The sequence below is a fragment of the Comamonas koreensis genome (assembly GCF_014076495.1).
GTDB classification, from domain to species: Bacteria; Pseudomonadota; Gammaproteobacteria; order Burkholderiales; family Burkholderiaceae_C; genus Comamonas; species Comamonas squillarum.
Genome location: NZ_CP043575.1, coordinates 4,077,876 through 4,097,535 on the forward strand (window position 1 = coordinate 4,077,876; position 19,660 = coordinate 4,097,535).

The window sequence follows — 19,660 nt, forward strand, 5'->3', positions numbered from 1 at the left end:
TGGGGTCAACGCCCGCCGCGTACTTACCTGGCCGTCGTGTCGCTGGCGATCGGGATGTAGAAATCGCCCCCCGCCCGGTTGAACTCCGCCGCCTTGGCCTGCATGCCCACGGCAATGCCCTGCTCTTCGGCCACGCCCTGGTTCTTGGCAAACTCGCGCACCTCCTGGGTGATCTTCATCGAGCAGAACTTGGGCCCGCACATCGAGCAGAAATGCGCCACCTTGGCACTGTCCTTGGGCAGGGTTTCGTCATGGAAGGCGCGGGCCGTGTCCGGATCCAGCCCCAGGTTGAACTGGTCCTCCCAGCGGAAGTCAAAGCGCGCCTGGCTGAGCGCATCGTCACGCGCCCGGGCCCCCGGGTGGCCCTTGGCCACATCGGCTGCGTGCGCGGCAATCTTGTAGGCAATGATGCCCTGCTTGACATCATCGCGGTCGGGCAGGCCCAGGTGCTCCTTGGGCGTCACATAGCAGAGCATGGCGGTGCCAAACCAGCCGATCATCGCCGCACCGATGGCGCTGGCGATATGGTCATAGCCCGGCGCGATGTCGATGGTCAGCGGGCCCAGGGTGTAGAACGGCGCCTCGTGGCAGTGCTTGAGCTGCTCGGTCATGTTCGCCTGGATCATGTGCATGGGCACATGGCCCGGGCCTTCGATCATGGTCTGCACATCGTGCTTCCAGGCCAGCTGGGTCAGCTCACCCAAGGTGGCCAGCTCGGCAAACTGGGCCTCGTCATTCGCGTCCGAGGCGCAGCCCGGGCGCAGGCCATCGCCCAGCGAGAAGCTCACGTCGTACTGCTTCATGATGTCGCAGATATCTTCGAAATGTTCGTAGAGGAAGCTCTCGCGGTGGTGGGCCATGCACCACTTGGCCATGATGGAGCCTCCGCGCGAGACGATGCCGGTGCGGCGCTGGGCCGTCAGGTGGATATAGGCCAGGCGCACGCCGGCATGGATCGTGAAATAGTCCACGCCCTGCTCGGCCTGCTCCACCAGGATGTCGCGGAAGATGTCCCAGGTCAGGTCCTCGGCCACACCGCCCACTTTCTCCAGCGCCTGGTAGATCGGCACCGTGCCAATGGGCACCGGCGAGTTGCGCACGATCCAGTCGCGCGTGGTGTGGATGTTCTTGCCGGTGGACAGGTCCATCACATTGTCCGCGCCCCAGCGGATCGCCCAGACCAGCTTCTCGACCTCTTCCTCGATGCTCGAGGTCACGGCCGAGTTGCCGATATTGGCATTGATCTTGACCTTGAAGTTGCGGCCAATGGCCATCGGCTCGATCTCGGGGTGGTTGATATTGGCCGGAATGATGGCCCGGCCCCGCGCCACCTCGTCGCGTACAAATTCGGGCGTGATGATCTTGGGGATCGCAGCGCCCAGGCTGTTGCCCGCCAGGCGCGCCTCGCGCGCAGCATCGCGCTGGTACTCGGCCATCCATTCGCGGCGGCCGTTCTCGCGCAGGGCCACATACTCCATCTCGGGGGTGATGATGCCTTTGCGCGCATAGTGCATCTGGGTCACATTGGCGCCGCTCCTGGCGCGGCGCGGCTGGCGCTGCAGCGCCGCAGCCTCGGCCCGCAGCTGGGCCACGCGCAGGTCTTCTTCGCCGCGCTTGCCGCCGTCATCGAGCGCCACGCGCTGGCGCCCCACATAGTATTGGCTGTCACCGCGCGCAGCGATCCATTCGGCACGCAGCGCGGGCAGGCCCTGGCGCACATCGATGGCCACGGCCGGGTCGGTATAGGGGCCCGAGGTGTCGTAGACGCTGACCTGCTCGCCGTTGGTCAGCGCAATATCGCGCACCGGCACCTGCAGCTGCGGGTGGATGGCACCCGCCAGATAGGACTTGGTCGACGCAGGGAAAGGCAGGCGCGATTGGGCCAGCAGTTCGCTAAAGCGGGCGGCATCGGGGGCATCACCGGTGGCGGGGATGAACAGGGACTCAGGGGCGTTCATGGCAGTCTCCTCAAAGCGGTTGATTTCATCGAACGCTCCGAGACGTGCCGGCCCTCTTCTGCTGCAACACGCCAGGCATGGCTGCTTGGCCGCAACACGCCCATCGACTACACCCCGGCCCGGCCGTGCTGTGCGTGGTGCCAGGGCCGCTGTTAGGTGGCCATGGCGGCACCTGTTGCGCGCTGACAGGTGTCGTCCCCAAAAAAGACAAAACCCCAGTGCGCGAGGCGCCTGGGGTGTGCGTGGCAGGTGGCCGCAGGCGCGTGCCATGCAACGCTGCCTGCCTTCCACCGCTGTGCTTTCAGGGTCCCGCTCTTCTTCCGCCGGCATGAACCGGATCAAGTTCGTCGGGTTCACTACTCAGCAGTCTTGCCACTGCCTTTCGCATCTCAGCGCTTTCGCACACCCCGGAGCTGCGAGCAGTATAGCCGCTTCACGCCGCGCCTGCAGCCCCGTTTTTTGCGGCGCGCTGGTGCTTACCCCAGTAGGCGCGCGCCAAGCAGCCTGCAACCATCGGGGCGCAGCAGCCCACGGGTGCGCCGCACCTGGCAGCCGCACTGCACGCCTGTCTATTTGAACAAGGAGACCTTCCGATGAATGTTCCTGCAATGCCCTCTTTGCGTTCTGCCCGGCCGCACCGGCGACGCGCGATTGCGGCCGCTGCCGCTGGCTGTGTGCTGGCCCTGCTCGCCCAGGGTGCGCTGGCGCAAGACAAGGTGCGGATCGGCTTCATCACCGACATGTCCAGCGTCTATGCCGATGTCGATGGCAAGGGCGGGGCGTTGGCGCTGCAGATGGCGATTGATGACTTTGGCGGCAAGCTGCTGGGCAAGCCGGTGGAGCTGATGGTGGCCGACCACCAGAACAAGGCCGACCTGGCCGCCTCCAAGGCCCGCGAATGGTTTGACCAGCGCGATATGCAGATGCTGGTGGGCGGCACCACCTCCAGCACCGGCCTGGCGATGGCCAAGGTGGCCGAGGAGAAAAAGCGCCTCATCATCGTCAATGGCTCGGGCACATCCGCGCTGACCAATGACCAGTGCAGCCCCTACACCGTGCATTACGCCTATGACACCGTGGCCCTGGCCAAGGGCACCGGCGGCGCCATTGTGGCGCTGGGCGACAAGGACTGGTTCTTTCTGACGGCCGACTATGCCTTTGGCCATGCGCTGGAGGCCGATACCACCAAGGTGATCAAGGCCGCAGGTGGCCGCGTGGTGGGCGCCGTGCGGCATCCGATCAATGCCTCGGATTTCTCATCCTTCCTGCTGCAGGCGCAAAACTCCAAGGCCCAGATTCTGGCAATGGCCAATGCCGGTGGCGACACCATCAACACCATCAAGGCCGCGCGCGAGTTTGGCGTGACCAAGACCATGAAGCTCGCCGGCATGCTGCTGTTCAGTTCGGACATCCACAGCCTGGGGCTCAAGCAGACCGAAGGCCTGATGTTCACCGACAGCTGGCACTGGGACCTGAACCCGGAAAGCCGCAAGTTCTCGGACCGCTTCTTCGAGAAGTTCAAGAAGATGCCCACCTCGCTGCAGGCGGCCGATTACTCGGCGATGATGACCTACCTGAAGACGGCCGACCGCATCAAGTCCACCGATTCGGACAAGGTGATGGCCGCGCTGAAGGCCGAGCCCCTGTCCGACTTCTATGCCAAGGGCGTTGTCCGCCCTGATGGCCGCTACGCCCATGAGATGTACCTGATGCAGGTCAAGGCCCCGGCCGAATCCAAGGGCGCCTGGGATTACTTCAAGGTGCTCAAGACGCTCAGCCCTGACGAAGTCTGGACCACCAAGGCCGAATCCAGCTGCAAGCTCTGGAAGTAAGACCGCCCTCCGCGCCCTCCCCAAAAACAAAGACCCGCGCAATGCGGGTCTTTGACTTGGGCGGGTCTGCAAGCCTCCGCTATTTCTTCTTGCGGTCCATGAAGGCGATCAACTCGCCCATGATGCCGCGGCGGAACGCCAGCACGCAGATCACAAAAATCAGGCCGGTCACAATGGTCACCGACTCACCCAAGGTGTTGAACCACTCGACGCCGGTCAGGCGCGACAGCCAGGTGCCGATATCGCCGATCTTGTTCTCCAGCGCGACGATCACGGCCGAGCCGACGATCGGGCCCGACAGCAGGCCCAGGCCGCCCACCAAGGTCATCAGGATGACCTGGCCCGATGCCGTCCAGTGCACGTCAGTCAAGGTTGCAAAGCCCAGCACCACGGTCTTGAGCGAACCGGCCAGACCGGCCAGCGCAGCCGAGATGACAAAGGCCAGCAGCTTGAAGCGGTTGACGTCGTAGCCCAGCGAGATGGCACGCGGCTCATTTTCCTTCAGCGCCTTGAGCACTTGGCCGAAAGGCGAATGCACCGTGCGCATGATCAGCAGGAAGGCCAGCACCACGATGGCCAGGGCCACGTAGTACATGGTCCAGTCGCTCTCCAGGCTCAGCACGCCAAACAGCTTGCCGCGCGGCACCGCTTGCAGGCCGTCCTCACCACCGGTGAAGGGCATTTGCAGGCAGGCAAAGAACAGCATCTGGGCGAGCGCCAAGGTGATCATCGAGAAATAAATCCCCTGGCGGCGAATGGCCAGCCAGCCAAACACCACACCCAGCAAGGCACCGAACACCACGCCGAACAAAATGCCCAGCTCCGGCGTCAGGTGCCAGACCTTGATCGCATGGCCGGTGACATAAGCCGCACCACCAAAGAAGGCGGCATGGCCAAAGGACAGCAGACCGGTGTAGCCCAGCAGCAGATTGAACGCACAGGCGAAAAGTGCAAAGCACATCAGCTTCATCACGAACACAGGGTAGGCCCCCATGAACGGCGCAGCGATCATGCCGAGCAGCAGCAACCCATACCCCAGTTTGGCAAACTTCTTGGAATTCATCCCCTCACCTCACTTCGCTTTGCCAAACAGGCCAGCCGGGCGCACCAGCAGCACGATGACCATGATCACGAACACGACGGTGGCCGAGGCTTCTGGGTAGAAGACCTTGGTCAGCCCTTCGATCACGCCCAGTGCCAGACCGGTGACGATGGCGCCCATGATGGAGCCCATGCCACCGATCACCACCACCGCGAACACGGTGATGATCAGGTTCTGGCCCATCAGCGGCGTGACCTGGTAGACGGGCGCTGCCAGCACGCCGGCAAAGGCGGCCAGGCCCACGCCAAACGCATAGGTCAGCATGATCATCAGCGGCACGTTGACACCGAAAGCCTCGACCAGACGGGGGTTCTCGGTGCCGGCCCGCAGGTAGGCGCCCAGGCGGGTTTTCTCGATCACATACCAGGTGGCAAAGCAGACGATCAGCGAGGCTACCACCACCCACATGCGGTAGTTGGGCAGCAGCATCACGCCAACGTTGGTGGCGCCTTCGAGCAGCTCGGGCGTGTCGTAGCCCAGGCCCGAGACGCCGTAGATCGAGCGGAACACGCCCTCGATCAGCAGCGACAGCCCCAAGGTCAGCAGCAGGCCGTAGAGGTGGTCGAGCTTGTAGATATGGCGCAGCAAAAAGCGCTCTATCAACACCCCGATGATGCCCACCAGAATCGGCGAGAGCAGCAGCATCACCCAGTAATTGACCTGGAAGTAGGACGCCGCCATCCAGGTGAACATGGCCCCCAGCATGAACAAAGCGCCGTGGGCGAAATTGATCACATTGAGCAGGCCAAAGATCACGGCCAATCCCAGACTGAGAATGGCATAGAACGAGCCGTTGACCAGACCCAGCAGCAGCTGGCTCATCAAGGCCGGTAATGAGATACCAAAAATTTCCATGAAAAGCTCACGAGTCAGTGAATGAACACAACACGCCTGGCGTCATGCCGCTGCTTTTGCGACCCGTGCCATCAGCGATGGCGGGCAGCCGCAGCAGGCAGCATCGACGCAGGTTAGGTGTGAGCGGTGCTTACTTCCAGAGCGCGCACTTGGATTCGGCCTTGGTCGTCCAGACCTGGTCCGCAGGCAAGGTGGACAGAACCTTCAGGTAATCCCAGGGCTTCTTGGATTCGGCAGGCGACTTCGCTTCGACCAGGTACATGTCGTGCGCGTAGCGGCCATCGGGGCGGATCACGCCCTTGCCGTAGAAGTCGTTGAGCGGCGTGCTCTTGAGGTAGGCCATGACCTTGTCGGCATCGGTGGTCTTGACGGCTTCGACAGCCTTCAGGTAGTTCATCGTCGCCGAGTAGTCCGCCGCATGCAGATCGGTAGGCATGCGCTTGGTCTTGGCGAAGAACTTGTCGGCGAACTTGCGCGTCTCGTCGTTCAGGTCCCAGTACCAGCTGGTGGTGTGCAGCAGGCCTTCGGTGTTCTTCAGGCCCATGCTGTGGATGTCAGACAGGAAGACCAGCAAGCCGGCGGTCTTCATGGTCTTGTTGATGCCGAACTCACGCGCAGCCTTGATGGCATTGATGGTGTCGCCGCCGGCATTGGCCAGGCCCAGGATCTGGGCCTTGGAGTTTTGCGCCTGCAGCAGGAAGGACGAGAAGTCAGATGCGTTGAGCGGGTGGCGCACCGAGCCGAGCACCTGGCCGCCCTTGGCCTTGATGACGGCGGTGGTGTCCGCTTCCAGCGAGTGGCCAAACGCGTAGTCGGCCGTCAGGAAGAACCAGGACTTGCCGCCACGGTCCACCACGGCTCCGCCGGTGCCCTTGGCCAAGGCCACGGTGTCATAGGCATAGTGCACGGTGTAGGGGCTGCACTGCTCATTGGTCAGTGCCGAGGAGCCCGCGCCGCTGTTGAAGTAGACGCGCTTTTTCTCTTGCGCCACCTTGGCAGCGGCCAGGGCCGTGCCGGAGTTGGTGCCGCCAAACAGCATGGTCACGCCGGCGGTATCGATCCACTCGCGCGCCTTGGAGGCTGCGATGTCTGCCTTGTTCTGGTGGTCGGCCGAGACCATCTCGATGGGCTGGCCCAGCACCTTGCCACCGAAGTCATCGATGGCCATCTGGATCGCGACTGCGCCGTTCTTGCCTTCCACATCGGCGTAGAGGCTGGACATGTCGGTGATGAAGCCGATCTTCACCTTTTCTTGTGCCTGGGCAGCGCCTGCGGACAGGGCGACCAAACATGCCACCTGGGCAATGGCTTTGAGCTTTGCTTTCATCTTGTCTCCTAAAAAATATCTGTTCTCAATACATGGCGGCAGTCTGCGCTGCGCCAGGGTTGCAAAAAAGTGGGCTAGACCCCCAGCAAGGTGTTGAGCAAAGGCATCTTGCCTTCGAGCTCGTCGGCGCTGAACTGCTCGACGATCTGGCCATGTTCCATCACATAGAGGCGGTCGGCCAGTGGCGCGGCAAAGCGGAAGTTCTGCTCGACCATCACCACGGTGTAGCCCTTGGCGCGCAGGCTCACGATCATGCGGGCCAGCGCCTGCACGATGACGGGGGCCAGACCTTCGGAGATCTCATCGAGCAGCAGCAGCTTGGCGCCGGTGCGCAGAATGCGGGCCACGGCCAGCATCTGCTGCTCACCGCCCGACAGGCGCGTGCCCTGGCTTTGGCGGCGCTCGGCCAGGTTGGGGAACATCTCGTAGATCTCTTCGACCGACATGCCGGCCGAGCCGGTTTTGAGGTCCGGCGGCAGCATCAGGTTCTCTTCGCAGGAGAGGCTGGCAAAGATGCCGCGCTCTTCCGGGCAGTAACCCAGGCCCAGGTGCGCAATCTTGTGCGTGGGCATCTGGATGGTCTCGACGCCATGGATTTTGATCGAGCCCTTGCGCGAGCCCGTCAGCCCCATCACCGCACGCATCGTCGATGTGCGGCCCGCGCCGTTGCGGCCCAGCAAGGTCACCACCTCGCCCGGCATCACGCGCATGTTCACGCCATGCAGCACGTGCGATTCGCCATACCAGGCGTGCAGATCGCTGATCTCCAGTGCAGGCACTCCGTTTTTCTCATTCATGTCAGTGCGCTCCCTGCAGCTGGCCGTCGGTGGTTCCCATATACGCTTCCATCACCTGGGGGTTCTGCGACACCGTCTGGTAGTCGCCCTCGGCCAGGATGGCGCCGCGCTGCAGCACCGTGATGCGGTCTGCAATCGTCGAGATGACCTTCATGTTGTGCTCGACCATCAAGATGGTGCGCCCGGCCGAGACCTTTTTGATCAGCTGGGTGACGCGCTCGACGTCCTCATGGCCCATGCCCTGGGTGGGTTCGTCGAGCAGCATCAGCTCGGGCTCCATCGCAAGCGTGGTGGCAATCTCGAGTGCACGCTTTTGGCCATAAGGCAGGTTCAAGGTGATCTCGTCGGCCAGGTGCGCCAGGCCCACCTCTTCGAGCAAGGCCACCGCGCGGCCGTTGAGCTTGTCCAAGGTGCGCTCGCTGCTCCAGAAGTGGAAGGACGTGCCCAGCTTGCGCTGCAAGGCGATGCGCACGTTCTCCATCAGGCTCAGGTGCGGGAATACCGCCGAGATCTGGAACGAGCGGATCACCCCCCGGCGGGCAATCTGCGCCGGCTCTTCGCTGGTGATGTCCGTGCCGTTGAAATGGATGATGCCCTTGGTGGGCGTCAAGAACTTGGTCAGCAGGTTGAAGCATGTCGTCTTGCCGGCACCATTGGGGCCGATCAGCGCATGGATCGAGCCCCGCTGCACCGACAGGTTGACATTGCTGACTGCTGTGAATCCCCGAAACTCCTTGGTGAGATCTCGGGTTTGAAGAATGACATCACTCATGGGCACCGCACCGCTTCGCTGGAAAAAAGCGCGGCGCCTATTCCGGGTTGGAAATGCACGCCGCTTCGATGCTGCCAATACTAGGAAAGAATACTGCGATGCAACACTGGGGAAAGCCTGTAGGTGAGGCTGCGTACGCGTTAACCCGTGGGCTTTATGCGCTCACTTTTTGATAGTCACCTGAGGGACAAACGGTCGTCTTTTTGTCATCAAAATCAAGCACGGGCGACAATGCAAAGGCCCTGCCCCGGCCCATTCATACGTACTGTGCATCATCGGCGCTGCAGCATGCCAGCCAGTCGGGCTGCTGCCAAGGCGACAGATCCAGCCTATTGCAGGCGGTGCTTGCTCGCTTCGGGCAGCAGCAAGGGCAGCACATCGATGCCCTCGTCGACCAAAGCGCGTTGCTCCTCCGGGGTGGCGGTGCCCCGGATCGGGCGGGCAGCGACCTCACCCTCATGCATCTGGCGGGCCAGGTCGGCAAAGCCGCTGCCGACATCGTCGGTATTGGCTACGATCTGGCGCGACAGCTCCAGCCAGGCCTGTTGCAGGCGCTGGGCATCGCTGAGCGGGGTTGGGGAGGCCCGGGATGGCGAGGACGACGCCGGCGCACTACCAGGCCGTGCAGGGGCTGCGGCGGCGGAAGCCGGCGCAGCTGGAGCCGCTGGGGCCAGGGAATTGGATTTGCGCGCCAGATGCGGGGCGCTCAGGCCTTTGACGATCTCATGCGAGTTGCACATCGGGCAGCTGAGCCAGCCCTGGCTTTGTTGCTGCTCGAACGCGGCGTCCGAGGCGAACCAGCCCTCAAAGATATGGCCCAAAGGGCAGCGCAGGTTGAAGACCTTCACAGTCTCACCCCGCTCGGCTCACCTTGCGCAGCAGGTACTGGTAGGCAAAACCGGGGAAGGCAAAGGTCAGGAACAAGGTGCCGGTGACGGCATAGAACTCCCAGCCCTGGCTGCTGCGCTGGCCGGCGCGGCCTTCGAGCAGCATCGCAAATGCCCCGATGAGGAAGTACAGCACGACCAGCTCGACCAGGCGGATCCACAGGGCCTTGCCGGCACTGCCGCCGTCATGGCACAGGGGCCCCGCGGCCAAAATACGTTGGTTCAGAAATGGCAGATTGGCCGCAACAAAGCCCGCCACGATCACCAACCAGATGGATGCAGTGATAGACATGCGGGCTTTGTCAGGCTCGGTTGCCGAGCCGCTTAGCTGGCGAGTGCGCGCAGCACGGCGTCAGAGCACAGCTTCATCAGACCGCCGGGCATGATGCCCAGAATCAGCACCAGCGCGCCATTGACCACCAGCACAGCACGCACGTCTAAAGGTGCATGCACCTTGGCGGCGGTGATGGGCTTGTCGAAGTACATGACCTTGACCACGCGCAGGTAGTAGAAGGCGCCGATCAGCGACATGATCACCGCAAACACGGCCAGCGCAATATAGAGGCCACTGCCCGAAGCCACCAGCGCCTGCAGCACGGCCAGCTTCGAGTAGAAGCCCACCAGCGGAGGAATACCGGCCATCGAGAACAGGCAGATTGCCATCACGCCAGCGTACAGCGGGCTGCGCTGGTTCAGGCCGGCAAAGTCGGCGATCTCTTCGCTCTCAAAGCCTTCACGGGCCAGCAGCAGCACCACACCGAACGTGGCCAGGGTGGTCAGCACATAGCTCACGACGTAGAACATCGAGGCGCTGTAGGCGTTGCCAGCGGTAGCCGCTTCGACATTGCCATTGACCACGCCGGACATCAGACCCAGCAGCACAAAGCCCATTTGCGAGATGGTCGAGTAGGCCAGCATGCGCTTGATGTTGGTCTGGGCAATAGCGGCCAAGTTACCGATCAGCAGCGAGAGGATGGCCAGCACGGCCAGCATCTGTTGCCAGTCAATCGCCAGCGGCAGCAGGCCGTCCACCAGCAGGCGGATGACAATCGCGAAAGCTGCCAGCTTGGGCGCGCCGCCCACGATCATCGTGATGGCCGTGGGTGCGCCTTGGTAGACGTCAGGCACCCACATGTGGAAAGGCACCACACCCAGCTTGAAGGCCAGGCCAGCGACCACAAACACCAGACCGAAGACCAGCACCTGGTGGCGGATCAGGCCGGAGTTCACCGCCTTGAACACTTCACCGATATCGAGCGAGCCGGTGGCGCCGTAGATCATCGACAGACCGTACAGCAGGAAACCCGATGCCATCGCGCCCAGCACGAAGTACTTCATGCCCGCTTCCACCGCAGCGGTGTTGTCACGGCGCAGGCAGACCAGCGCGTAGCTCGACAGGGTCAGCAGCTCCAGCCCCAGGTAGATGATCAGGAAGTTGTTGCCCGAGATCATCACGTTCATGCCCAGCAGCGCGAGCAGCGACAGGATGAAGTACTCACCGCCGTTGAGCATGCCACGGTCACGCGAGTAACCACGGCCATAGACCAGGGTGACGGCCATCGCGATCGCCGCAGCGCACTTGAGCCAGTTGCCCATGGCGTCGGAGACGACCATGTTGCCAAAGGCGTAGAACGTATTGCCATTGCTGGCATAGATACCGGTGATCACCGCCACGACCACCAGGGTCAGCAGCGACAGAATGTAGGTGAGCGTGCGCCCTGCGCTCTTGACGCCCAGGTCCACGATGGTGATGACACATGCCATCACCAACAGCACGATTTCGGGATAGATAGCCAGCCAGCTGATGTTATCAATCATCTCAAGTCTCTCAATTCTGTCCGACCATCACAGCTTGGACGCGGCGACATGCTTGAGCAGGTCGGCCACCGAGGCACCCATCACATCGGTGAACGGCGCAGGGTAGACACCCATGATCAGCACGGCAGCAGCCAAGATGCCCAGGATTAGGAATTCGCGGCAACCGATGTCCTTGAGCTCGCGCACATGGTCATTGGTCACTGGGCCGAAGTACACGCGCTTGTACATCCACAGCGTGTACGCAGCGCCCAGAATCAGCGCGGTGGCCGACAGCACACCAATCCAGAAGTTGAACTTGGTGGCGCCCAGGATCACCATCCACTCGCCGATGAAACCGGCGGTGCCTGGCAGGCCGCAGTTGGCCATCGCAAACAGCAGGGCAAAGGCGGCAAACTTGGGCATGGTGTTGACCACGCCGCCGTAGGCAGCGATATCACGCGAATGCACGCGGTCGTACAGCACGCCGATACACAGGAACATCGCGCCCGACACAAAGCCGTGGGCAATCATCTGCATCAGGCCACCCATGACACCGATGTCATTGAAGATGAAGAAGCCCAGGGTCACAAAGCCCATGTGTGCGACGGACGAATAAGCCACGAGCTTTTTCATGTCCTTTTGCACAATTGCCACCAGACCCACATAGATCACGGCGATCAGCGACAGCGCGATGATGAGCCAGGCCCATTCGTGCGACGCATCAGGAGCGATGGGCATCGAGAAACGCAGGAAACCATAGGCCCCCAGCTTCAGCATGATCGCGGCCAGCACGGCAGAACCACCGGTAGGCGCTTCGACGTGAACGTCGGGCAGCCAGGTGTGCACCGGGAACATCGGCACCTTCACGGCAAACGCGGCGAAGAAGGCAAAGAAGATCAAGGTCTGCTCGGTCATCGTCAGCGGCAGCTGGTGCCAGGCCAGAATCTCGAAGCTGCCTGCCTTGGTGTAGAGGTACAGCAGCGCGATCAAGGTCAGCAGCGAACCCATCAGCGTGTACAGGAAGAACTTGAACGCTGCGTAGATGCGGTTCGGGCCACCCCAGATACCGATGATCAGGTACATCGGGATCAGGGTTGCTTCAAAGAACACGTAGAACAGCAGACCGTCCAGTGCCGAGAACACACCGATCATCAGACCCGACAGGATCAGGAACGCGCCCATGTACTGGTTCACGCGCTCGGTGATCGACTCCCAGGAAGCCAGCACCACGATCACCGTGATGAAGGCGGTCAGCGGCACAAACCAGAAGGAGATGCCATCAACGCCCAGGTAGTAGTTGATACCAAAGCGTGGAATCCAAGACGCCTTCTCGACGAACTGCATCGCCGACGTACCCAGCTGGAAGCCGGTGTACAGAGGCAAGGTGACCAAAAGGCCTATCAGCGCACCGACCAGTGCGATCCAGCGCACCATCTTGGCCTGCTCCTGCTTGCCAAAGGCCAGCAGGACCGTACCAAAGACGATGGGCGTCCAAATTGCAAGACTCAACAATCCCATTTTTCTTCTTCCTTACTTGTTGAGCAGCACGAAGTACGTCATGGCCAGGAAGATACCCAGAATCATGACCAATGCGTAGTGGTACACATAACCCGTCTGCAGCCAGCGCACCAGGGCGGAGATGCGGCCCACCAGCTTCCAGGAACCGTTGACGATCAGGCCGTCGATCAGGCCTTGGTCGCCCACCTTCCAGAACACACTGCCCAGCACGCGCGAGCCGCGGGCGAAGATGTTTTCGTAGACCCAGTCCACACCGTACTTGCCTTCCAGTGCCTGGTACAGACCGACCTTCTCGCTCATGCGCTTGATGGCAGCAGGAATCTCGGGCTTGACCATGTAGAACACATAGGAGGTCACCACACCGGCCAGCGCCAGCCAGAACGGCGCAGCGGTGAAGCCATGCAGCGCCATCGGAATCCAGCCGTGGATCTTCTCGGCCAGCTCGGCCATCGCGCCGTGCTTGCTGCCATCAACATAGATGACGCCCTTGAAGAAGTCACCGAACAGCATCGGCATCAGCGCAATCGCACCGATCACCACCGAAGGAATCGCCAGCAGCACCAGCGGCAGGGTCACCACCCATGGCGACTCATGCGGCTTGGCATCGTGGCCATGGCCGTGGTGGTCGTCGTGCGCGTGGTGGTCATCATGGTGGGCATCGGGGTTCTGGTCGTAGCGCTCTTTACCGTGGAATACGATGAAGTACAGACGGAACGAGTAGAACGCAGTGATGAACACGCCAGCGAGCACGGCAAAGTTGGCAAAGCCGGCGGCAGGCAGGTTGGAGGCGTGCACCGCTTCGATGATCGCGTCCTTCGAGTAAAAGCCCGAGAAGAACGGCGTACCGATCAGCGCCAGGTTACCCAGCAGGAAGGTGATCCAGGTGATGGGCATGTACTTGCGCACGCCACCCATCCAGCGGATGTCCTGGTTGTGGTGCATGCCCATGATGACCGAGCCTGCGCCAAGGAACAGCAGTGCCTTGAAGAACGCGTGCGTCATCAGGTGGAACACCGACACCGAGTAGGCCGACACGCCCAGCGCGATGGTCATGTAACCGAGCTGCGACAGCGTGGAGTACGCGATCACGCGCTTGATGTCGTTCTGGATGATGCCCAGGATACCCATGAACAGCGCGGTGATCGAGCCAATCACGAGGATGAAGTTCAGGGCTGCGTCAGACAGCTCATAGAGGGGCGACATGCGCGAGACCATGAAGATGCCGGCGGTCACCATGGTGGCCGCGTGGATCAGTGCCGAGATGGGGGTAGGACCTTCCATCGAATCGGGCAGCCAGGCGTGCAGGGGGAACTGTGCCGATTTGCCCATCGCACCGATGAACAGGCAGATGCAGATCACCGTCATCAGCGACCAGGTGGAGCCGGGCAGCGTCATGCCGCTCAGCTCATTGGTCTTGGCGAAGATTTCGGTGTAGTTCAAGGTGCCGGTGTAGGCAGCAATCAGGCCGATACCCAGGATGAAGCCGAAGTCACCGACACGGTTGACCACGAAGGCCTTCATGTTGGCGAAGATCGCGGTTTCCTTCTTGAAGTAGAAACCGATCAGCAGGTACGACACCAGGCCCACCGCTTCCCAGCCGAAGAACAGCTGCAGCAGGTTGTTGCTCATCACCAGCATCAGCATGGAGAAGGTGAACAGCGAGATGTACGAGAAGAAACGGTCGTAGCCGTCGTCTTCCGCCATGTAGCCCATCGTGTAGATGTGCACCATCAGCGACACAAAGGTCACCACGCACATCATCATCGCGGTGATGGAGTCGATCATGAAACCGATCTCCATCTTCAGCGACCCGACGGTCATCCAGGTGTAGAGCGTCTGGTTGAAGGTCGCGCCTTCAAACACCACGCTCTGGAACGTCATCGCAGAGATGACGAAGGCAATGAACACACCCAGGATGGTGAGCGTGCGGCTGCCAACGCGGCCGATGCGGTTGCCGCCCAGGGCGGTACCGAAAATGCCTGCCAGCAAAGATCCTGCCAGGGGCGCCAGAGGCACCGCCAACAGTGTTGAAGCAGAAAGGGTTTGACTCATTCTTCTTAACCTTGCAAGTATTGGTGCCTCAACCCTTCAGGGAGTTGAGATCTTCCGCATCGATGGTGGACTTGTTACGGAACAGCAACACCAAGATTGCCAAACCAATTGCCGACTCTGCCGCCGCAACGGTCAGGATGAAGAACACGAAAATCTGGCCGTGCATGTCTCCCAGGTAGTGGGAGAAGGCGACAAAGTTCGTGTTCACGGCCAGCAGCATCAACTCGATGGCCATCAGCAGCACAATCAGGTTGCGACGGTTCAAGAAGATACCGACCACGGACAGCGCGAACAGCATCGCGCCCAACGTCAGAAAATGACCCAGAGTGAGCGTCATACCTTCTTCTCCTCGACCTCAGCGGCAGGCTGCACCACGGGGGCTGCAGGCTTGCTCGCCTGGACTTTGACCAATTGCAGGCGATCCGAAGCACGCACGCGCACTTGCAGCGATGCATCGATAGCCTTGGAATCCTTGCGATGGCGCAGGGTCAGGGCAATCGCGGCAATCATCGCCACCAGCAAGATGACCGCAGCCACTTGCACAGGGAACAGATACTCGGTGTAGAGCATGGTGCCCAGCGCCTTGACGTTGCTGTAGGGCACGACCTTGCCGGCCGCATCCACCACAGCAGGGATGGCCTTGGGCGCGTCGATGGCACTGAAGCCGCCGATCAGCACCACGCCCATCTCGAACGCGACGATGGCAAAGATCACTGCAGCGAGCGGGAAGTTCTTCCAGAAACTCTTGCGCAGCTGGTCGATGCGGATATCCAGCATCATCACCACGAAGAGGAACAGCACCATCACGGCGCCCAGGTAGACCATCACCAGCACGATGGCCAGGAACTCAGCCTTGAGCAGCAACCAGATACCGGCTGCCTGAGAAAACGCCAACATCAGGTGCAGCACAGCGTGCACCGGATTTGGGGCAGTAACTACTCGGAATGCCGCGTACAGCAGCACTACCGAGAACAGATAGAAAAAACCAGTTGTGACATCCATGTGGGGCTCTTTTCGATCAGTCTCCAAGTGCCGCGTCAGCGGTACTTTGCGTCCGCAGCCTTGGCTGCAGCAATTTCAGGTTCGTAACGGTCGCCCACGGCCAGCAGCATTTCCTTGGTGAAGTACAGGTCGCCGCGCTTTTCTCCGTGGTATTCCAGAATCTGGGTTTCCACGATGGAGTCAACGGGGCAGCTTTCTTCACAGAAGCCACAGAAAATGCACTTGGTCAGATCGATGTCGTAGCGGGTGGTGCGGCGCGAGCCGTCATCACGCACATCGGACTCGATCGTGATCGCCATCGCAGGGCAGACGGCTTCGCACAGCTTGCAGGCAATGCAACGCTCTTCGCCGTTTTCGTAGCGGCGCAGCGCGTGCAGGCCACGGAAACGGGGCGACAGCGGCGTCTTCTCTTCGGGGAACTGGACCGTGATCTTGCGCGCAAACGTGTAGCGACCGGTCAGGGCCATGCCCTTCATCAATTCCCAGAGCATGAAGCTCTTGAAGAAATCCTTCACCGAGAAAGAGCGGGGAGAAACTGCAGTAGTCATGTTGTATTCCTCCGCTTATTTCCAGATGTTCCATGGCGACAGCAACCAGCCGCCGACAAAGACCAGGTACACCAGGGTGACGGGGATGAAAATCTTCCAGCCCAGACGCATGATCTGGTCATAGCGGAAACGTGGGAAAGTAGCGCGAATCCAGATGAACATCGACACCACCAGGAACGTCTTGGCAGCCAGCCAGATCCAGCCCGGGATGAAGGACAGGAAATCGAATGGTGGCAGCCAGCCGCCCAGGAACATGATCACGGCCAGGATGGACACCAGCCACATGCTCGCGTACTCGGCCAGGAAGAACACGGCAAAGCCCATGCCCGAATATTCCACCATGTGACCGGCCACGATTTCCGCTTCGCCTTCGACGACGTCAAAGGGGTGGCGGTTGGTTTCGGCCACGGCCGAGATCAGGTAGACGATGAACATCGGCAGCAGCGGCAGCCAGTTCCACGACAGGATGCTGGCACCCGACGATGCCATCCTGCCCTTGCCCTGGGCCAGCACGATCTCGGTCAGGTTCATGCTGCCGGTGACCATGATCACCACCAGGAAGCAAAAGCCCATCGCGATTTCATAGCTCACCATCTGGGCCGATGCGCGCAGCGCGCCCAGGAAAGCGTACTTGGAGTTCGATGCCCAGCCGGCGATGATCACGCCATAGACTTCGATCGAGGTAATCGCCATGACCAGCAGCAGGCCCACGTTCACATTGGCCAGCGCCACATCGGGACCGAAGGGGATGACCACCCAGGCTGCCAGCGCAGGCATGATGGCCATGATCGGGCCCAGGCGGTACAGGCCCGAGCTTGCCGCCGTCGGCGTGATGATTTCCTTAGTCATCAGCTTAAGGCCGTCGGCCAGAGGCTGGAGCAGACCAAAAGGGCCGACCCGGTTGGGGCCGTAACGCACTTGCATGAAGCCCAGGAGCTTGCGCTCCCACAGGGTCAGGTAAGCCACTGCGCCCATCAAAGGCAAGACGATGCACAGGATCTTGATCAGGTTCCAGATCACGGGCCAGACCAGGGTCGCCCACCACTCTGCCGCGATCAGGGTCAGACCGCCGTTGTAGATTGCGTCGATCATGCTGCCACCACCTCCGAGGATTGGCGGGCATCCGCCGTCATTTGCAACGACGGCGCGCGACGCACGATGCCATCGAGTTGGTAGATGCTGGCCACCACCGGCTCCTGGCCTGCAGGCGCCGACACGGCCATGTTGGTCTTGGTGCTGTTGGACAGCAGCTCGGCAGGCACCTGGCCTTGCGAGCCCGTCGCCACGGCCAGCACGTCCTGCGAGGAGTCAAAGGCCATGCCTGCGACGTCCAGCAGATTGCCCAGCACGCGCAGCACCTTCCAGCCCGGACGGGTATCGCCCAGCGGCTTGACCACGGCGTGGAAGCTCTGCACAAGGCCTTCGGCATTCACGAACGAGCCCGAGGTTTCGGTGAACGGCGCGATCGGCAGCAGCACATCGGCGATGTCCATGTTGGCCTTGAACGGGCTCAGGCTCACCACCATCTCGCAGCCTTGCAGCGCCTGGCTGCCAGCGGCCGTGTCGAACGCGGGTTCGCAGTTGAGCAAGATCGCGGCCTTGATGCCACCGGCGAGCATCTCGCCAGCGTGCATGCCATGGGCCTGGGGCACGGCACCCACCCATTGCGCGCCCACGGTGTTGGCCGCTTCGGTCAGGAAGCCGACGGTAGCTCCCGTCTGCGCGCCAATCCAGTTGGCGATCGACAGCAAGGTGCTCGCTTGTGCATGGTGCGCCACGGCATTACCCAGCAGGATGGCCTTTTGCTCGCCGTTTTGCAGCGCGCGGGCAATCTCGATGGACTCGGGCGTCACGGTACCGGCGTTGTTCGGCGCTTCCACACCCTTGGACTGGGCGAGGGCCGCTGCCACGGAGGACAGCGCGTAGGCCCACTGCGCAGCAGGTGTGATCACCTGGTGGGCCAGCGGAATTGCCAGATCAAAAGCCTTGGACTGGATGGCGGTCACCACCGCGCCCTTACGGGCGGCCTGGCGGATACGTTGGGCGAACAGCGGATGCTCCTTGCGCACGTTCGAGCCCACGATCAAGGCCGTGTTCAGGTCCGACAGCGAGGCGATCGAGCGGCCCAGCCAGCGCACGCCTTCTGCCTTGGCAAAATCGGCGTTGCGCAGACGGTAGTCGACGTTCTGGCTGCCCAGCGAGCGCACCAGCTCGCCGGCCAGGAACAGCTCTTCGAGCGTGCTGTGCGGGCTGACCAGCGCACCCACGGCGCTCGCGCCATGGTCGCGTTGCACGCTCTTGATGCCATTGGCCACGTATTCCAGCGCAGCTTGCCAGCTCACTTCGAGCCACTGGCCGCCTTGCTTGATCATCGGCGCGGTCAGGCGCTCTTCACCGTTGAGCGCTTCGTAGGAGAAGCGGTCGCGGTCGGCAATCCAGCATTCGTTGACGGCGTCGTTCTCGAACGGCACCACGCGCATCACCTTGTTGTTCTTGACCTGAACGATCAAGTTGGCACCGGTGGAGTCATGGGGCGAGACCGACTTGCGGCGCGACAGCTCCCAGGTACGGGCGCTGTAGCGGAAAGGCTTGCTCGTGAGTGCACCCACGGGGCAGATGTCGATCATGTTGCCCGACAGCTCCGAGTCCACCGTATCGCCCACCACGGTGGTGATCTCGGCGTGCTCGCCGCGGTTGACCATGCCCAGCTCCATGATGCCTGCGACTTCTTGACCGAAGCGCACGCAGCGGGTGCAGTGGATGCAACGGCTCATCTCTTCCATCGAGATCAGCGGGCCCACATTCTTGTGGAAGACCACGCGCTTTTCTTCTTCGTAGCGCGAGCTGCTGGCACCATAGCCCACAGCCAAGTCCTGCAACTGGCATTCACCGCCCTGGTCGCAGATCGGGCAATCCAGCGGGTGGTTGATGAGCAGGAACTCCATCACCGATTGCTGGGCCTTGACCGCCTTGTCCGAGGTGGTGCGCACAATCATGCCTTGCGTCACGGGCGTGGCGCAGGCAGGCATCGCCTTGGGCGCCTTCTCGACGTCCACCAGGCACATACGGCAGTTCGCCGCGATCGACAGTTTCTTGTGGTAGCAGAAGTGAGGGATGTACTTGCCCGCCGCATCGGCCGCGTGCATGACCATGCTGCCTTCCGCGACCTCGACCTTCTGACCGTCTATTTCAATTTCAACCATATGCTCACTC

The 19,660-nt window shown here is 61.6% G+C and carries 17 protein-coding genes and 1 riboswitch; of the genes, 1 reads left to right on the forward strand and 16 read right to left on the reverse strand.

Annotated elements, in window-relative coordinates:
• Window positions 1-23 precede the first annotated feature (23 nt).
• A complete protein-coding gene (thiC, locus tag F0Q04_RS18560; RefSeq protein WP_182342867.1) occupies window positions 24-1,958 on the reverse strand; it encodes a phosphomethylpyrimidine synthase ThiC in 1,935 nt (644 codons plus the stop codon).
• 298 nt (window positions 1,959-2,256) lie between these two features.
• A riboswitch (TPP riboswitch) is annotated at window positions 2,257-2,378 on the reverse strand.
• Between the two features lie 188 nt (window positions 2,379-2,566).
• Here thiC and F0Q04_RS18565 point away from each other — a divergent pair.
• Window positions 2,567-3,790: an ABC transporter substrate-binding protein gene (locus F0Q04_RS18565; RefSeq protein WP_148293273.1), complete on the forward strand. Its 1,224-nt coding sequence runs from the start codon at window positions 2,567-2,569 to the stop codon at window positions 3,788-3,790.
• Between the two features lie 79 nt (window positions 3,791-3,869).
• Here F0Q04_RS18565 and F0Q04_RS18570 read toward each other — a convergent pair whose 3' ends face one another.
• The 15 genes from F0Q04_RS18570 to nuoG form a co-directional block, all read right to left on the reverse strand.
• On the reverse strand, window positions 3,870-4,853 hold the full coding sequence (locus F0Q04_RS18570) for a branched-chain amino acid ABC transporter permease (protein ID WP_116925917.1): 984 nt from the start codon (window positions 4,851-4,853) through the stop codon (window positions 3,870-3,872).
• Window positions 4,854-4,862: 9 nt separating this feature from the next.
• The gene (locus F0Q04_RS18575; RefSeq protein WP_021028576.1) at window positions 4,863-5,747 is read right to left on the reverse strand and encodes a branched-chain amino acid ABC transporter permease; all 885 of its coding nucleotides are present in this window, start codon (window positions 5,745-5,747) and stop codon (window positions 4,863-4,865) included.
• Between the two features lie 130 nt (window positions 5,748-5,877).
• The gene (locus F0Q04_RS18580) at window positions 5,878-7,074 is read right to left on the reverse strand and encodes an ABC transporter substrate-binding protein (RefSeq protein ID WP_116925916.1); all 1,197 of its coding nucleotides are present in this window, start codon (window positions 7,072-7,074) and stop codon (window positions 5,878-5,880) included.
• A 74-nt stretch (window positions 7,075-7,148) separates the two neighbouring features.
• Window positions 7,149-7,871, reverse strand: a complete 723-nt coding sequence (locus tag F0Q04_RS18585) for an ABC transporter ATP-binding protein (RefSeq protein WP_116925915.1) — start codon at window positions 7,869-7,871, stop codon at window positions 7,149-7,151.
• A gap of 1 nt (window position 7,872) precedes the next feature.
• Window positions 7,873-8,643: an ABC transporter ATP-binding protein gene (locus tag F0Q04_RS18590; protein ID WP_021028573.1), complete on the reverse strand. Its 771-nt coding sequence runs from the start codon at window positions 8,641-8,643 to the stop codon at window positions 7,873-7,875.
• A gap of 329 nt (window positions 8,644-8,972) precedes the next feature.
• The gene (locus F0Q04_RS18595; protein WP_182342869.1) at window positions 8,973-9,491 is read right to left on the reverse strand and encodes a DUF1178 family protein; all 519 of its coding nucleotides are present in this window, start codon (window positions 9,489-9,491) and stop codon (window positions 8,973-8,975) included.
• A 4-nt stretch (window positions 9,492-9,495) separates the two neighbouring features.
• Window positions 9,496-9,822 carry a DUF2818 family protein gene (locus tag F0Q04_RS18600; RefSeq protein WP_116925913.1) on the reverse strand — a complete coding sequence of 109 codons (327 nt, stop codon included), beginning with the start codon at window positions 9,820-9,822 and terminating at the stop codon, window positions 9,496-9,498.
• A 32-nt stretch (window positions 9,823-9,854) separates the two neighbouring features.
• Window positions 9,855-11,348 (reverse strand): NADH-quinone oxidoreductase subunit NuoN, encoded by a 1,494-nt coding sequence (gene nuoN / locus F0Q04_RS18605; protein WP_116925912.1) that lies wholly within the window; start codon window positions 11,346-11,348, stop codon window positions 9,855-9,857.
• Between the two features lie 27 nt (window positions 11,349-11,375).
• Window positions 11,376-12,845, reverse strand: coding sequence for an NADH-quinone oxidoreductase subunit M (locus tag F0Q04_RS18610; protein WP_021028569.1), 1,470 nt, complete (start codon window positions 12,843-12,845; stop codon window positions 11,376-11,378).
• A gap of 12 nt (window positions 12,846-12,857) precedes the next feature.
• Window positions 12,858-14,897: an NADH-quinone oxidoreductase subunit L gene (gene nuoL, locus F0Q04_RS18615; protein WP_116925911.1), complete on the reverse strand. Its 2,040-nt coding sequence runs from the start codon at window positions 14,895-14,897 to the stop codon at window positions 12,858-12,860.
• Window positions 14,898-14,925: 28 nt separating this feature from the next.
• The gene (gene nuoK, locus F0Q04_RS18620) at window positions 14,926-15,234 is read right to left on the reverse strand and encodes an NADH-quinone oxidoreductase subunit NuoK (RefSeq protein ID WP_021028567.1); all 309 of its coding nucleotides are present in this window, start codon (window positions 15,232-15,234) and stop codon (window positions 14,926-14,928) included.
• Window positions 15,231-15,899 carry an NADH-quinone oxidoreductase subunit J gene (locus F0Q04_RS18625; RefSeq protein ID WP_182342871.1) on the reverse strand — a complete coding sequence of 223 codons (669 nt, stop codon included), beginning with the start codon at window positions 15,897-15,899 and terminating at the stop codon, window positions 15,231-15,233. Before F0Q04_RS18625 ends, nuoK begins: the two co-directional genes overlap by 4 nt.
• A gap of 35 nt (window positions 15,900-15,934) precedes the next feature.
• On the reverse strand, window positions 15,935-16,447 hold the full coding sequence (gene nuoI / locus F0Q04_RS18630; protein ID WP_021028565.1) for an NADH-quinone oxidoreductase subunit NuoI: 513 nt from the start codon (window positions 16,445-16,447) through the stop codon (window positions 15,935-15,937).
• Window positions 16,448-16,462: 15 nt separating this feature from the next.
• The gene (gene nuoH / locus F0Q04_RS18635; protein ID WP_182342873.1) at window positions 16,463-17,539 is read right to left on the reverse strand and encodes an NADH-quinone oxidoreductase subunit NuoH; all 1,077 of its coding nucleotides are present in this window, start codon (window positions 17,537-17,539) and stop codon (window positions 16,463-16,465) included.
• Window positions 17,536-19,650 carry an NADH-quinone oxidoreductase subunit NuoG gene (gene nuoG, locus F0Q04_RS18640; RefSeq protein ID WP_116925908.1) on the reverse strand — a complete coding sequence of 705 codons (2,115 nt, stop codon included), beginning with the start codon at window positions 19,648-19,650 and terminating at the stop codon, window positions 17,536-17,538. Before nuoG ends, nuoH begins: the two co-directional genes overlap by 4 nt.
• Between the last annotated feature and the right edge of the window lie 10 nt (window positions 19,651-19,660).

Bases quoted from the DNA above. Each gene is read 5' to 3' on its own strand.
- thiC (WP_182342867.1), bottom strand. From the start codon at position 1,958: ATGAACGCCCCTGAGTCCCTGTTCATCCCCGCCACCGGTGATGCCCCC.
- F0Q04_RS18565 (WP_148293273.1), top strand. From the start codon at position 2,567: ATGCCCTCTTTGCGTTCTGCCCGGCCGCACCGGCGACGCGCGATTGCG.
- F0Q04_RS18570 (WP_116925917.1), bottom strand. From the start codon at position 4,853: ATGAATTCCAAGAAGTTTGCCAAACTGGGGTATGGGTTGCTGCTGCTC.
- F0Q04_RS18575 (WP_021028576.1), bottom strand. From the start codon at position 5,747: ATGGAAATTTTTGGTATCTCATTACCGGCCTTGATGAGCCAGCTGCTG.
- F0Q04_RS18580 (WP_116925916.1), bottom strand. From the start codon at position 7,074: ATGAAAGCAAAGCTCAAAGCCATTGCCCAGGTGGCATGTTTGGTCGCC.
- F0Q04_RS18585 (WP_116925915.1), bottom strand. From the start codon at position 7,871: ATGAATGAGAAAAACGGAGTGCCTGCACTGGAGATCAGCGATCTGCAC.
- F0Q04_RS18590 (WP_021028573.1), bottom strand. From the start codon at position 8,643: ATGAGTGATGTCATTCTTCAAACCCGAGATCTCACCAAGGAGTTTCGG.
- F0Q04_RS18600 (WP_116925913.1), bottom strand. From the start codon at position 9,822: ATGTCTATCACTGCATCCATCTGGTTGGTGATCGTGGCGGGCTTTGTT.
- nuoN (WP_116925912.1), bottom strand. From the start codon at position 11,348: ATGATTGATAACATCAGCTGGCTGGCTATCTATCCCGAAATCGTGCTG.
- F0Q04_RS18610 (WP_021028569.1), bottom strand. From the start codon at position 12,845: ATGGGATTGTTGAGTCTTGCAATTTGGACGCCCATCGTCTTTGGTACG.
- nuoL (WP_116925911.1), bottom strand. From the start codon at position 14,897: ATGAGTCAAACCCTTTCTGCTTCAACACTGTTGGCGGTGCCTCTGGCG.
- nuoK (WP_021028567.1), bottom strand. From the start codon at position 15,234: ATGACGCTCACTCTGGGTCATTTTCTGACGTTGGGCGCGATGCTGTTC.
- F0Q04_RS18625 (WP_182342871.1), bottom strand. From the start codon at position 15,899: ATGGATGTCACAACTGGTTTTTTCTATCTGTTCTCGGTAGTGCTGCTG.
- nuoI (WP_021028565.1), bottom strand. From the start codon at position 16,447: ATGACTACTGCAGTTTCTCCCCGCTCTTTCTCGGTGAAGGATTTCTTC.
- nuoH (WP_182342873.1), bottom strand. From the start codon at position 17,539: ATGATCGACGCAATCTACAACGGCGGTCTGACCCTGATCGCGGCAGAG.
- nuoG (WP_116925908.1), bottom strand. From the start codon at position 19,650: ATGGTTGAAATTGAAATAGACGGTCAGAAGGTCGAGGTCGCGGAAGGC.